This window comes from Paraburkholderia guartelaensis (assembly GCF_004353905.1).
Taxonomy (GTDB): Bacteria; Pseudomonadota; Gammaproteobacteria; order Burkholderiales; family Burkholderiaceae; genus Paraburkholderia; species Paraburkholderia guartelaensis.
In genome coordinates this window covers 70,860-84,714 of sequence record NZ_SMOD01000019.1, presented here as the reverse complement: position 1 = coordinate 84,714, position 13,855 = coordinate 70,860, and the positions used below count along the sequence as shown (strand labels likewise).

13 protein-coding genes are annotated in these 13,855 nt (G+C 66.2%); 12 read left to right on the top strand and 1 reads right to left on the bottom strand.

Annotated elements, in window-relative coordinates:
• The first annotated feature begins 32 nt into the window (after positions 1-32).
• The 12 genes from E1N52_RS23995 (at position 33) to E1N52_RS23940 (ending at position 12,758) form a co-directional block, all read left to right on the top strand.
• Positions 33-824, top strand: coding sequence for a (Fe-S)-binding protein (locus tag E1N52_RS23995; RefSeq protein ID WP_133185221.1), 792 nt, complete (start codon positions 33-35; stop codon positions 822-824).
• Positions 825-835: 11 nt separating this feature from the next.
• A complete protein-coding gene (locus E1N52_RS23990) occupies positions 836-1,555 on the top strand; it encodes a LutC/YkgG family protein (RefSeq protein WP_133185287.1) in 720 nt (239 codons plus the stop codon).
• Entirely contained in the window at positions 1,552-3,018 is a 1,467-nt protein-coding gene (locus E1N52_RS23985) for a LutB/LldF family L-lactate oxidation iron-sulfur protein (RefSeq protein ID WP_133185220.1), read from the top strand. The genes E1N52_RS23990 and E1N52_RS23985 overlap by 4 nt, the downstream gene beginning before the upstream one ends.
• Positions 3,019-3,109: 91 nt before the next feature.
• Complete coding sequence (locus E1N52_RS23980; protein ID WP_133185219.1) at positions 3,110-4,813, top strand: lactate permease LctP family transporter; 1,704 nt, start codon at positions 3,110-3,112, stop codon at positions 4,811-4,813.
• 215 nt (positions 4,814-5,028) lie between these two features.
• Positions 5,029-5,502, top strand: coding sequence for a carboxypeptidase regulatory-like domain-containing protein (locus E1N52_RS23975; protein ID WP_133185218.1), 474 nt, complete (start codon positions 5,029-5,031; stop codon positions 5,500-5,502).
• A 168-nt stretch (positions 5,503-5,670) separates the two neighbouring features.
• The gene (locus tag E1N52_RS23970) at positions 5,671-8,484 is read left to right on the top strand and encodes a monovalent cation/H+ antiporter subunit A (RefSeq protein ID WP_133185217.1); all 2,814 of its coding nucleotides are present in this window, start codon (positions 5,671-5,673) and stop codon (positions 8,482-8,484) included.
• Positions 8,484-8,837: a Na+/H+ antiporter subunit C gene (locus tag E1N52_RS23965; protein ID WP_133185216.1), complete on the top strand. Its 354-nt coding sequence runs from the start codon at positions 8,484-8,486 to the stop codon at positions 8,835-8,837. Before E1N52_RS23970 ends, E1N52_RS23965 begins: the two co-directional genes overlap by 1 nt.
• Positions 8,834-10,498: a monovalent cation/H+ antiporter subunit D gene (locus E1N52_RS23960; protein WP_133185215.1), complete on the top strand. Its 1,665-nt coding sequence runs from the start codon at positions 8,834-8,836 to the stop codon at positions 10,496-10,498. The genes E1N52_RS23965 and E1N52_RS23960 overlap by 4 nt, the downstream gene beginning before the upstream one ends.
• A gap of 1 nt (position 10,499) precedes the next feature.
• Positions 10,500-10,994, top strand: a complete 495-nt coding sequence (locus E1N52_RS23955) for a Na+/H+ antiporter subunit E (RefSeq protein WP_133185214.1) — start codon at positions 10,500-10,502, stop codon at positions 10,992-10,994.
• Complete coding sequence (locus E1N52_RS23950) at positions 10,988-11,263, top strand: K+/H+ antiporter subunit F (RefSeq protein WP_069261755.1); 276 nt, start codon at positions 10,988-10,990, stop codon at positions 11,261-11,263. Before E1N52_RS23955 ends, E1N52_RS23950 begins: the two co-directional genes overlap by 7 nt.
• Before the next feature lie 9 nt (positions 11,264-11,272).
• Positions 11,273-11,665 carry a Na+/H+ antiporter subunit G gene (locus tag E1N52_RS23945; protein ID WP_133185213.1) on the top strand — a complete coding sequence of 131 codons (393 nt, stop codon included), beginning with the start codon at positions 11,273-11,275 and terminating at the stop codon, positions 11,663-11,665.
• A 298-nt stretch (positions 11,666-11,963) separates the two neighbouring features.
• Positions 11,964-12,758, top strand: coding sequence for a DUF4397 domain-containing protein (locus E1N52_RS23940; RefSeq protein ID WP_133185212.1), 795 nt, complete (start codon positions 11,964-11,966; stop codon positions 12,756-12,758).
• A gap of 52 nt (positions 12,759-12,810) precedes the next feature.
• Here E1N52_RS23940 and E1N52_RS23935 read toward each other — a convergent pair whose 3' ends face one another.
• Positions 12,811-13,719: a LysR family transcriptional regulator gene (locus E1N52_RS23935; protein WP_133185211.1), complete on the bottom strand. Its 909-nt coding sequence runs from the start codon at positions 13,717-13,719 to the stop codon at positions 12,811-12,813.
• Positions 13,720-13,855: the final 136 nt, after the last annotated feature.

Below are 13,855 nucleotides of genomic sequence, written 5' to 3'. Positions count from 1 at the left end.
GCACGAAAGCGCGCAAAGACACCGAGCGAGACATGAAGCCACGGCAATACCCCACCGAGCGCCCCACCGACGTCTATCTGTTCGCCACCTGCCTCGTCGACCTGTTCGTGCCGCAAGCCGGCCTCGACACGGTGAAGCTGCTCGAACGCGAAGGCCTCACGGTCCATTTCCCGCGCAGCCAGAGCTGCTGCGGCCAGCCTGCGTACAGCAGCGGCAACCCGCGCCAGGCGCGCGAGGTCGCGCTCGCGCAACTCGGACTCTTCGAAAAGCCATGGCCCGTGATCGTGCCTTCGGGTTCGTGCGCGGGCATGATGCGCCACCACTGGCCCGCACTGTTCGATGACGACGCCGCCAACGCCGCGCGCGCCGAGGGACTCTCGGAGCGCGTGTACGAACTCACGGAATTCCTCGTGCGCGTGCTGAACGTCGACTTCGACGCGTATGGCGCGAAGGGTTCCGTCCGGCAGCCCGAAGAACGCGTCGTGCTGCACACCTCATGCGGCGCGCGGCGCGAGATGGGCACGCGTGTGCACGGCGTCGAAGTCGTCGATGCGCTGCCTGGCGTCACACGCATCGAGCACGAACGCGAATCGGAATGCTGCGGCTTCGGCGGCACGTTCTCGCTCAAGCACCCGGACATCTCCGGCGCGATGGTCGCCGACAAGATCGCCTCCGCCTGCGCCACGGGCTGCGAGCGCCTGGTTTCCGCCGACTGCGGATGCCTGCTCAACATCGGCCACGCGGCGGCGCACAAGGGCGCGCCGCTCGCCGTGGAGCACCTCGCCTCGTTCCTCTGGCGCCGCACCGGCGGGGAGGCCGCATGAACGTCGATACGATGAGCGCGCGTGCGCGCATGCTGCAACGCCTGCGCGGCCATGCACCCGCAGCGCCCTCCACGACCCTCGAAGCGCTCGACGCGCGCATCGACGCGCATTTCACCGAGCGCCGGGCGCTCGCCCCGCTGGCGCTGAACGAACGCATCGCGCAGTTCCAGCGCATGCTCGAGGCCGCGCACGCGGAAGTGATCTGCGCGAGCGCCGCAACGTGGGCCGTCGATCTCGCTGAACGCCTCGCGGCGGCGGGCGTGCGCAACCTGCTGCTCGACACCGCCTGCGCCGAAGGCCAGGCGCTCGAAGCGGCACTGCCTTCCGTCGTGCAGGCGCGCAGTTACGCGCAGCCGATCGAGCAGTGGAAGGCAGAACTGTTCGACACCATCGACGCGGGCTTCACGGTCGCGCGCTCGGGTCTCGCGGCGACGGGCACGCTCGTGGTCGCCCCCGACGCGAACGCGCCGCGCACGGTCTCGCTCGTGCCGCCGCTGCACGTCGCGCTGATCCACGCGTGCACGCTGCACGCCGATCTGCATGCCGCCGTGGCGGCGGAGCGCTGGCGTGACGGCATGCCCACCAATCTCGTGATGATCTCCGGGCCTTCGAAGACCTCGGATATCCAGCAGACCACCGCGTACGGCGCCCATGGTCCCCGCGCCCTGTGGGTCGTCGTCGTGACTGATGACGATAGCGAAACGCGTGCGCAGCACGGAGCCGCCGAATGAGCACGACCACGCAGACATCTCAGGAAAACACGCTCCATTTCGTCCCGACTGCGGAATTCCGCCAGCGCGCACGCACGGCGCTCGACGATCCGCAGTTGCGCAAGAGCTTTCGCGGCGCGATGGATTTCCTGCAAGGCAAGCGCGCCGCGCAGTTCCCCGAAGCAGACGAACTCGAAGCCCTGCGCGATCTCGGCGAAGCGGTGCGCCAGCATGCGCTCGCGCGCCTGCCTGAACTACTCGAGCAACTGGAAACGAAGCTGCGCGCGAACGGTGTTCAGGTGCATTGGGCCGAGACCGCCGATGACGCGAACCGCATCGTCCATGCCATCGCGCAGCGTCACGCGGCCACGCGCGTGATCAAGGGCAAGTCGATGGCGAGCGAGGAAATCGAGCTCAACCATTACCTCGCCGAGCGCGGCGTCGACTGCATCGAGTCGGACATGGGCGAGTACATCGTGCAGCTCGCGGGCGAGAAGCCCTCGCACATCGTGATGCCCGCCATCCACAAGACGAAGGGCGACATCGGGCACCTGTTCGAAGAGCACATTCCCGATACGCCCTTTACCGAGGACGTGGACACGCTCATTCAAACGGGGCGCCGCGCGCTGCGCCGCGCCTTCGTGGATGCGCAGATCGGCCTCTCCGGCGTGAACTTCGCCGCCGCCGACACGGGCACGCTCTGGCTCGTGGAAAACGAAGGCAACGGCCGCCTTTCCACCACAGTGCCCGACGTGCATATCGCGATCATGGGGATGGAAAAGGTGGTGGCAAAGCTCGAGCACATCGTGCCGCTTTCGAGCCTGCTCACGCGTTCGGCCACGGGCCAGCCCATCACGACGTATTTCAACCTGATTAGCAGCCCGCGCCGCGAAGGCGAGAAAGACGGCCCGCGCGAGGTGCATCTCGTCCTGCTCGACAACGGCCGCAGCCAGGCCTACGCCGACGAGCAATTGCGCGCCACGCTGCAATGCATCCGCTGCGGCGCGTGCATGAACCACTGCCCGGTGTACACGCGCATCGGCGGGCATGCGTACGGCACGACATATCCGGGGCCGATCGGCAAGATCATTTCGCCGCATCTGCTCGGGCTCGACGCGACAGCGGAGCTGCCCACCGCTTCGAGCCTGTGCGGCGCATGCGGCGAAGTCTGCCCAGTGCGCATTCCGATTCCGCAGCTGCTCGTGCGCCTTCGCACCGAGGCGAACCGCGACCCCGACGAAAGCGTCGCGCATCCGTTGCGCGGCCAGGGCGCGAATCACAGCAGGAGCGAGCAGTTCATCTGGCGCTTCTGGAGCGGTGCGTTCGCGCATCCGCGCGCCTATCGTGCGCTGCGCTGGGCCGTGACGCGTCTGCGCGGTCTCGCGCCCTCGCAGCAAATGGGCTGGACGCAGCACCGCACGCCGCTCAAGCCCGCGCCGCGCAGCCTGCACGACCTGCTGCGCGAGCGCGACCAGCCGCAATAGCGTTCATGTCGTCAGGCCTGCGAAATAACTCTCAAAGCAAGCCTGACGGCCTCACATAAATTTTCTACCCGCATCATCGGAGGAGACCGTAGTGCAACCCTGGTACCAGATCTACACACCGCTCGGCAGTCTGTGGCTATCCGCGCTCGTGGCCGCGATTCCCATTCTGTTCTTCTTCGTCGCGCTCGCTGGCCTGCGCATGAAAGGCCATGTCGCCGCGGCGATCACCCTGCTGCTCGCGCTCGCCGTGGCGATCTTCGAATACGGCATGCCCGTGCGCCAGGCGCTCGTTTCCGCGGGCTTCGGCTTTGCCTACGGCATCTGGCCGATCGCGTGGATCATCGTCACCGCGGTGTTCCTCTACAAGATCGTCGTGAAGACGGGACAGTTCGAGATCATCCGCGCCTCAGTGCTCTCGATCACCGATGACCAGCGCCTGCAGCTGCTGCTGATCGGCTTCTCGTTCGGCGCGTTCCTCGAAGGCGCGGCCGGCTTCGGCGCGCCGGTGGCGATCACCTCGGCGCTGCTCGTCGGCCTCGGTTTCGAGCCGCTCTACGCCGCGGGCCTCTGCCTCATCGCCAATACCGCTCCGGTTGCGTTCGGCGCGATGGGGATTCCCATCATCGTTGCGGGCCAGGTGACGGGCATCGATCCGTTCCTGATCGGCGCGATGGCGGGCCGCCAGTTGCCGCTGCTCTCGCTCTTCGTGCCGTTCTGGCTCGTCTTCATCATGGACGGCAAGCGCGGCGTGAAGGAAACGTGGCCCGCCGCGCTCGTCGCCGGCGGCAGCTTCGCCGTGACGCAGTACTTCACGTCGAACCACATCGGGCCCGAGTTGCCGGACATCACCTCGGCGCTCGTGAGCCTCGTCGCGCTCGCCGCGTTCCTCAACGTGTGGCAGCCGCGCCGGGCAACGCAAGGCACGAGCGTGAAGGTGAGCGGCGGTGCCGCTGCGCTGGGCGGCTTCGGCGGCGGCGGTTCGCGTGCGGCGGCTTCGAGCCGCAAGGCTTCGCCGTACACCATCGCGCAAACCGTACGAGCATGGTCGCCGTTCATTCTGCTCACGGTCATCGTGACCGTGTGGAGTGTCAAGCCGTTCAAGGCGCTCTTCGCAGCGAAGGGGCCGCTCGCAGGCACGATTCTGAGCCTGCACGTGCCGGGTCTCGACCAGCTCGTGGTGCGCACGGCGCCGATCGTCGCGTCGCCCAAGCCGTACGAAGCCGTCTTCAAGCTCGACTGGCTCTCCGCCGTGGGCACCGCGATCATGATCACCGCGATCCTCTCCGCGATCCTGCTGCGCATGAAGCCGCGCGCCGCCGTGGCCGCGTTCTTCGAGACGCTCGGCGAACTGCGCCGCCCGGTGCTGTCCATCGGTCTCGTGCTCGCCTTCGCGTTCGTCGCGAACTACTCGGGCATGTCGTCCACGCTCGCCCTCGCGCTTGCGGGCACCGGCGCCGCCTTCCCGTTCTTCTCGCCGTTCCTCGGCTGGCTCGGCGTGTTCCTCACGGGCTCCGATACGTCGTCGAACGCGCTGTTCTGCTCGCTGCAGCACACCACGGCGCACCAGATCAACGTGTCGGACACGCTGCTCGTCGCGGCCAACACTTCGGGCGGCGTGAGCGGCAAGATGATTTCGCCGCAGTCGATCGCGGTGGCCTGCGCGGCAACCGGCCTCGTCGGCAAGGAATCGTCGCTGTTCCGCTTTACCGTGCGTCATAGCTTGTTCTTCGCGGCTGTCGTGGGCGTCGTCACGCTGATTCAGGCTTATGTGCTGACCGGCATGATTCCGCAGTGATTACGTAGTTGCCGGTGCAACGCGCCGTAACGAAGTGACGAAGGCCGTCTCCCGCCGCACGCGGGCGACGGCCTTCTTCCATGCGGGCGCAAAAACGCGGGCTTTAAGCGGCTTTTAAGCCGCCCTGCCTACGCTCGATTCGTCCGGCACGCATTCGCACGCGGCAACGCGAGACGCGGGCCGGCATCCGGTCAACGAATCGATGGAGGTGTTAAATGAAAGCACGCTCAACTCCGTGGATCGGCGCGGCGCTCGCGCTCGCCGTGGTGTTCGGCGCGCCGCTCGCGTGGGCGGCAACCCCGGCAGCCGGCAACGCAAGCGTCACGTCCGCAACGGCGGGCGTCCTACCGCCCGCCCAGCACAAGGGCGACATTGCGTATCTATCGGGCGGCATCGGCAGCGACCAGTCGGCGGCGTTCAAGTCGGCGATGCACCAATACCCGCTCTCGCTCGAATTCGCGCGGCAAGCCGCGGGCGGCAACGAGTATCTCGCGAACGTGCCCGTGAAGATCGCCGACATGCACGGCACGCCGCTCCTTTCCACGCGCACGCGCGGCCCGTTCATGCTCGTTTCGATTCCGGACGGCCGCTATATAGTCACCGCGAGCCATGGCGGCAACACGGAGCGGCGCACGGTGGACATCGGCAAAACGACACGCGCTCACGAAACTTTCGTCTGGCCGATGTGACGATCATCGACGAGCCCCCAAGCAGGAGGAGCTGGCGCACCCTTCTTTCGTATGACACTCCGTGGCCGCCTTGATGCCACATGAATGAACTCCGTCCCCGTTTGCGGCTATGATCGTGAACTGCGGCGCGGCGGCTCGGCGCCCTGTCGGATTCACGGGGAGTGTCGAATGGCAATGGGGTGGCTCGTCGTATTACCGTTCGTCGCCGCAGCGCTCGTCGCGTTCGCGGGGCCGCTCCTTGGACGCTGGGCGTCCGCCTCCGGTACGTGGGTCGCATTCGCGGCGGCGCTCTTCGGCCTGGGACTGCTGGGCAGCGAACGCGTGGGCATGGCCACCCATGGCGTGCTGCACTGGCAAGCCGACTGGATCCCGCAGCTCGGCCTCTCGTTCGCGCTGCGTCTGGACGGTCTTTCGTTCATGTTCGCGCTGCTCGTGCTCGCGATCGGCCTGCTCGTATTTATCTACGCACGCTACTACCTCGCGGGCAGCGAGTCGCTGCCGCGCCTTTACGCGCTGCTGCTGCTCTTCATGGGCGCGATGCTCGGCGTGGTGCTGTCGGACAACCTGCTGCTGCTCGTGATCTTCTGGGAACTCACGAGCATCGTGTCGTTCCTGCTGATCGGCTTCTGGCCTTCGCGCCCCGAAGCGCGGCGCGGCGCGCGCATGGCGCTTACCATCACGGGCGCGGGCGGCCTCGCGCTGCTGGCCGCCGTACTGTTGCTTGGCCATGTCTGCGGCAGCTACGACCTCGATGTCGTGCTCGCGCATGCGGGCCTTGTGCAGCGCAATCCGCTGTATCCGGCGATTCTCCTGCTCGTTCTCTTCGCGGCCTGCACGAAGTCGGCGCAGTTCCCGTTCCACTTCTGGCTGCCGCATGCGATGTCGGCGCCCACGCCCGTTTCCGCATACCTGCATTCGGCGACCATGGTGAAGGCGGGCATCTTCCTCATCGCGCGCTTTTACCCCGTGCTCGAAGGCACCGACTGGTTCTTCTACGTGACGAGCCTGATCGGCCTCGTCACGCTCACGGGCGGCGCGGCCATGGCGCTCGTGCAGCGCGATCTCAAAGGGCTGCTCGCGTATTCCACCATCAGCCATCTCGGGCTCATCGTGCTGCTGTTCGGTCTCGACACGCAGCTCTCCACCGTCGCCGCGCTATTTCACACCTTCAATCACGCGGTATTCAAGGCTTCGCTCTTCATGGCGGCGGGCATCATCGACCATGAAACGGGCACGCGCGACCTGGGCCGCCTGCGTGGCTTGCGCCGCTTCATGCCGCATACCGCCGCGCTGGCCGCCGTGGCATCGCTCGCCATGGCAGGCGTGCCACTGCTCAACGGCTTCCTCTCGAAGGAGATGTTCTTCGGCGAAACGCTTGCACAAGGGCTCCTCGGCGACTTCAACTGGATCATTCCCGCGCTCGCCGTCATCGCGGCGGGGCTTTCGGTCGCGTACTCGCTGCGCTTCGTGTGGGGCGTGTTCTTCGACGGCGAAACACCGCACGACCTGCCGCACTACCCGCCGCACGAACCGCCGCGCTTCATGAAGCTGCCCGTCGAGATTCTCGTCGTCATCTGTCTGCTCGTGGGTCTCGTGCCGGAGCAGACCATTGGCAGGATGCTCGAGTCCGCGGCGTGGTTCGCGCTGGGCGGCGTCGTGCCCACGTACAGCCTGAGCTTGTGGCACGGCATCAATCTGCCGCTCGTGATGAGCTGCGTATCGTTCGTGGCGGGCGCGCTGCTGTTCTTCTATCGCCGCGACGCGTTCCGCCATCACCGTTCGGTGCTTTCCGAAATGAACGCGAGCGAAGGCTTCGACCGCTTGGTGCAGCAGCTCGAAAAGGCCGCGGGCTACGTGGTCAATATCTTCGAAACGCGCTCGCTGCCGGCTTATCTCGCGTGGATGATTGCGTCGATGCTGATCGTGCCGGGCGCAGCGCTGCTCGCGCTTGCTTCGCTGGACGGCGCGTACCGCTCGGCGCCGCTCGACGCGATGACGCTCGTCGACCTCGTGCTGATGGCGCTGATGGCCGTGGGCGTCGTGCTCGTGCGCGCCAATACGCTCTATGCACTCGTGATGCTGAGCACCTGCGGGCTCCTCGTCACGCTGGCGTTCGTGCGTTTTTCCGCGCCAGACCTCGCGCTCACGCAGATCTCCGTGGAAGTGGTCACGGTGCTGCTGCTCGTGCTCGCCATCTACTTTCTGCCTGTCGTGCAGCGCGCGCAGGAGCCTCCAGCCGCGCGTACCCGCAACGCGGTGCTCGCACTCGCGGGCGGCGCGCTGATCGGCGGCGTGGCATATGCGGTGATGACGCGCGCGCCCATCGCTGGCGTCGGCCAGTACTTTCTCGCGAACGCACTGCCGGGCAGCGGCGGCCACAACGTCGTGAACGTGATCCTCGTGGATTTCCGCGGCTTCGACACGATGGTCGAGATCAGCGTACTGGTGGTGGCGGGGCTCGCCGTGAAGGCGCTGCTGCGCGGCCTGCGCCTGAAGTCGCCCGATACGGGCCCGGGAGGCCTGCCGTGGTCGTCGCAATCGCATCCGCTGCTGCTCGCCATTCTCGCGCGCCTCATGCTGCCGCTCACCCTGCTCGTTGCCGTGTTCATCTTTCTGCGCGGCCACAATCTGCCGGGCGGCGGCTTTATCGCCTCGCTCGTGGTCTCCATTGCGCTGCTGCTGCAATACGTGGCGAGCGGCGTGCTGTGGACCGAGTCGCGCATCCGCATCAACTACCGCGGGCTCGCGGGCCTCGGCATTCTGGTCGCGGCCGCGACGGGCGTGGGCGCGATCGTGCTCGGCCAGCCCTTCCTCACCAGCGCGTTCGGCCATCTGCATGTGCCGCTGATCGGCGAAATCGAACTGAGCACGGCGATGCTGTTCGACCTCGGCGTACTTGGCGCCGTGGTCGGCACGACGCTCACGATCGTCTCGCATCTCGGCGTGCGCGACAAAGACATGCAATCCGTGGAGAAAAGCTGATGGAAGCCGCCTTCGCCATTACGCTCGGCGTGCTCTGCGCGAGCGGCATCTACCTGCTGCTGTGCGCGCGCGTGCTGCCGGTGATCCTCGGCATCACGCTGTTCTCGTATGCAATCAACCTGTTCCTGCTCGGCATGGGCCGGCTCTCCACCGGCAAGCCACCCGTGATCACGCCCGGCGCGCAGTATGCGGACCCGGTGCCGCAGGCCCTCGTGCTGACCGCGATCGTGATCGGCTTCGCCATGACGGCCTTCACGGTCGTGCTCGCACTGCGCGCGCTCGCGATCGACGGCACCGATCATGTGGACGGCGATAACCCGCAGCGCAGCGGCCTGGAGATGCGCGGCGAATGAATCACGCTCTCATCCTCCCCATCCTGATTCCGCTCTTCGCGGCCGGCGCGATTGTTGCGCTGCCGCTGCGCGCGAAGCGCCTGCAGCGTGCGATCAACGTGATTGCCACGCTCGCGCTGCTGCCCATCGCGGTGGCGCTCGCCGAATTCGCAGCGCAAGGACAGATCGCCAGCTATGCGCTCGGCGCGTGGCCCGCGCCGTTCGGCATCGTGTTGCAGATCGACCGCCTCGGCGCACTCATGCTCGTGCTGACCGCGCTGCTCGCGTGCTGCTGCCTGCTCGGCACCACGAGCGCCGATGTCCGGCGCGGGCGCTACTATCGCGCACTCGTGCAGTTCGAGCTGATGGGCCTGAACGGCGCGTTCCTCGCCGGCGATCTCTTCAATCTGTTCGTATTCTTCGAGCTGCTGCTGATCGCCTCGTACGCGCTGCTGCTGCAGGGAGGCGGCCGCCGCCGCGTGCGCAACGGCCTGCACTACATGTTGTTGAACCTCGTGGGCTCGTCGTTCTTCCTGATCGCGCTCGGCGTGCTCTACGGCCTCACGGGCACGCTCAACATGGCCGACATGGGCGAGCGGCTCGCGCATCTGGACGCCGCCTCGCTGCCCCTCGCGCAGTTCGCAGGCGCGACGCTCATGCTCGTATTCGGCCTCAAGGCCGCCGTGTTCCCCATGTCGTTCTGGTTGCCACAGGCGTATCGAAGCGCAATCGGGCCCGTAGCCGCGCTGTTCGCGATCATGACCAAGGTGGGCATCTACGCGATGCTTCGCTGCGATGCGCTCGTGTTCGGCGCAGCGGGCGGCGTGCTCGACGCGTTCCTGCATCAATGGGCGTGGTGGCTTGCGATTGCGACGATCGTCTATGGCGCGCTCGGCGCGCTCGCGGTATCGAGCCTCAAGACCACGACCGGCTTTCTCGTGCTCGTCTCGGTCGGCCTGCTAATTGCGGCCGTCACGCTGCAAACCGTGCTCGCGTGGAGCGCGCTGCTGTACTACCTCATCAGCACGACGCTCTGCACGGGCGCGCTGTTCATGCTCGCCGATACGCTGGAGTCCGAAGCAAACGAGCCTGCGCTCGCGCCCGCTGCACCCGAAACACGCGAACCCGCCTCGCTCGAATCGCTCGACGACGCCACCGCGCCCGCGATCACGCCCGAAGCGGACGGCGAGCCAGTCGCAACGCCTGCCAAGGCGGCGAACCCTGGAAAAACGCCTGCGCCCTGGCCCTCGAATATCGCCGGTGTGCTCTATCTCGCGGCAGCGGTTGGCGCAGTCGGCCTGCCGCCGCTCTCGGGCTTTCTGGGTAAGGCCTTGGTACTCGCCGCCACGCCGCTTTCTCAGGCGGTCGTGCTCTGGCCCGCCGTGCTGGTTGCGGGCCTTCTGTCGATCGTCGCGCTCAGCCGCACAGGCACACGCCTGCTGTGGGCGGCACCCGCTGCGCGCGCCTATGACGGCGCACCCGCCACCGCGCCGCGCGGCAGCCGCGCCAAGCTCGCCGCGTGTGCGCTGCTGCTCGCGGGCGTGGTGGCCGCAACGGTATTTGCCGGCCCGCTCAAGCAGTATCTCGACGCCACCGCCGCGCAGTTGCTCGACCGCGAAGCCTACGTTCACGCTCTCCTGCCCGCGCAGGCCACGCAAACGTCACAGAGCGGAGGAAGCTGACATGCTCAAGAAGCTCTTTCCGCACCCCTGGCTCACCGTCGTGCTGCTCGTATGCTGGGTCCTGCTGATGAACGACGTGTCGCCGGGCAACCTGCTCCTTGGCGTCGTGCTCGGGACCGTCATCGCCTACCGCGTGGGCGAAGGGCTGTGGCTCGCGCCCGTACGCTTCGGCAAGCCGTGGCTGCTCGTGCGGCTCTTCGGGCATGTGCTCTACGACATCCTCGTGGCGAATCTCGAAGTCGCGTTGCTCGTGCTTGGCCCCACTAAGCGCCTGCGCCCCGCCTTCATTGACGTGCCGCTCGACAGCACTCACGAAATCGCGCTTTCGGCGCTCATCAGCATCGTCTCGCTGAGCCCCGGCACGCTGTGCGCCGAGCTTTCCGACGACCGCAGGCGCCTTGTCGTGCACGTGCTCGATCTCGAAGACGAAGCCGCGCTCGTCGCCTTGATCAAGTCCCGTTACGAAGCGCCTCTCATGGAGATCTTCGCATGCTAGCCATCGTCATTCCGGTGTCGTTCGCGATCCTCGGGCTCGCGTTCCTGCTCACGCTCGTGCGCCTCGTGCGCGGGCCTTCGCTGCCGGACCGTCTCGTTGCGCTCGACACGCTCAATATCAACGCGATCGCGCTGATCGTCGTCTACGGCATCATGCTGCGCTCGACGGTCTTCTTCGAAATCGCGCTGCTCATCGCGGTCATGGGGTTCGTGGCGACCGTCGCGTTCACCAAGTACCTGCAGCGCGGCGATATCATCGAACTGAACTAGGGCTTCGCCATGCAAACCGTCATCGAAGCGATCGTCTGCGTGCTCCTCCTGCTCGGCAGCGCGTTCACGCTGATCGGCGCGATAGGCCTCGCACGCCTGCCCGACTTCTACATGCGCCTGCACGGACCGACCAAATCGACCACACTCGGCGTAGGCGGCGTCGTGCTCGCTTCCGTCGTGTACTTCAGTGCGCACAACAATTTCGCGAGCCTGCACGAAGTGCTGATTCCGGCGTTCCTGTTTCTCACCGCGCCCATCAGCGCGCATATGCTCACCAAGGCCGGGATTCAGCAACGCGTCGCCGTTTCGTCCGTCACACGCGGACGGCCGGATGCCGCCGGCGCCAGTGCAGGCGGCGAGCAAGACGCGAACCCGGACAACAATGCCGCACAGGACGCCTGAATACCGGCGCGGATCTCCGCGCCGGTAAAAGCTGCTATCGAACGTCGCAAAGGACGTATAGGTCGCGCGCGCCGGGCTTCATTCGAGCGCCGGCCCTCCATCGATCCCCCTCCCCTCATCCCGTTGCGCGCGCATGCATCGCGTCGAATCGCAACGCACGGCACACCAATTGCTGATCGTGCTCGCGCCCATGCAGCATCGCGCCGCCGTCCCGGCTCGCGCAGGGGCGCGATAACAACGCGCGGCCGCAATCGAGGCCGTACACCGTGCAGCCTGAACGAAACGAATGAGGTGAACAATGAAGACGATACGCACCCTGCTCGCGTTTGCGAGCGCGGCAGCCCTGCTCACGGCATGCGGCGGCGGCGGCAGCAGCAGCAACGACGTAGGCAAGGAAATCGGCGTGCAGAACCCTGAGATACATTTCGTGCATGCCCTGCCGGGCGGCCCGAACGTCGATTTTCTGGTGAATGGCAGCGCCCTGCAGACGAACATCGCGTACAAGCAGGTCACGAACTTCGCCAACATCAACACCGGCAACACCAACGTCTCGTATGCGAGCACGGGCACGACCACACCGATTGCAGGCGGCGCCTTCGCCGACGTGGCGAAGGGTCACGAGTACACCGTGCTCGCGTTGCCCGCGCTCACGGGCGGCGACATCGGCCTGATCGACGATCCGTTCGACAAGGGCCTGCTTTCCAGCAGCGCACGCCTGCGCGCGTTCAACGCCACCGTCAATGCGCAGAATCTCGACATTTACATCGTCGCGCCGGGCACGGACATCAACACCGTGCAGCCGACCTTGGCGGCCGTGGGATACAAGAATGCCGTGCCCGCGAGCGGCCAGGACTCGATCTACATGAACGGCGGCAACTACGTGGCGATCGTCACGACAGCGGGCAGCAAGACGGCGATCTACGAGTCGGCCTCTTTCAACCTCGCGAATAATGCGGACTGGCTCATTACGACCGTGCCGATCTCGGGTACGCTCTCGCAGCTCCTGCCGGGGCAGATTCACCTGCTCGTCGCACAGGGCGGCAACACCTCGCAGCCAGCGGTGGAGTACAGCAACACGCTCACGGGCCAGTAGTTCGTTGCGCATGCAACCTGCGCGGCAAGCGGCGACGCGCTAGATGCGCCGCTCACGCGGCCGCGCCGCGCCCGGTCTTGCGGGCCTCGCCCAGCACGTAATCGATGAAGGTGGACGCCGCCCGCGTGTGGTGGCGATTCGGCATATAGAGCATGTACATATGCGTGCCGAAAATGCTCAAGCGCCATGCGTCGAGCGACGTGACGGCAGCGCCCTCGCGAATGTCGTCGTGCATCACGTAGTCGGGCACGATGCCCACGCCGAGTCCCGCGAGAATCGACTGGCGCAAAAATAGAAAGTTTTCCGAAATAATCGAGGGCTCGAGCAACACCTCGTGCCGGTCGTCGTTCAGATAACCCGCAAGGCGCAATTGCCGCCCCACCACCGTCGCCGTGATGACGGGTGCGCGCGCCAGATCCTCCAGCGTTTGCGGCATGCCGTGCTTTTCGGCCCACTCCGTGCACGCACACGCGATGTACTTCACCGGCCCCATGTCGCGCGCCACGAGGTTCTGAGGCGGCTCGTGCATCACGCGCACGGCAATATCGACTTCGTCGCGCAGCAGGTCTTCCACGCGATTTTCGAACATCACGTCGAGCACGATGCCGGGGTACATCCGCTTGAACTGGATGAGCCAGTCCGACATCACGAGCTGCCCGTAGCCGCTCGGCACGGAAAGCCGCACGCGCCCCTGCAGGCTCTGGCCGAGCGTGGAGACCGATTCGCGCGCAGCGAGCAGCGCGTTCTGGATCGCCCGGCCGTGCTCGTAGAGCTTCAGGCCGATTTCGGTCGGCTCTACACGGCGCGTGGTGCGGCGCACGAGTTGCAGGCCGATCGACTTCTCCAGGTGGTTGAGGTGGTAGCTGACGTTCGCGCGGCTCATCTTGAGCCGGCGCGCCGCCTCGCTCAGGTTGCCCGCGTCGAGGATTTCGACGAGCAGGGTCAGCGCATTGACGTCCATGGCACATCCACTGTCAAAGGTATTTTGACAGTCTGTCAACGAGCGATGGGATTGTCAATTGCCGCTGGCGCGCCGAGAATCGACGCGAACATGAAACACTGCCGTCTGGCCCGCCAGTCCGGCCCTCATTATGGAG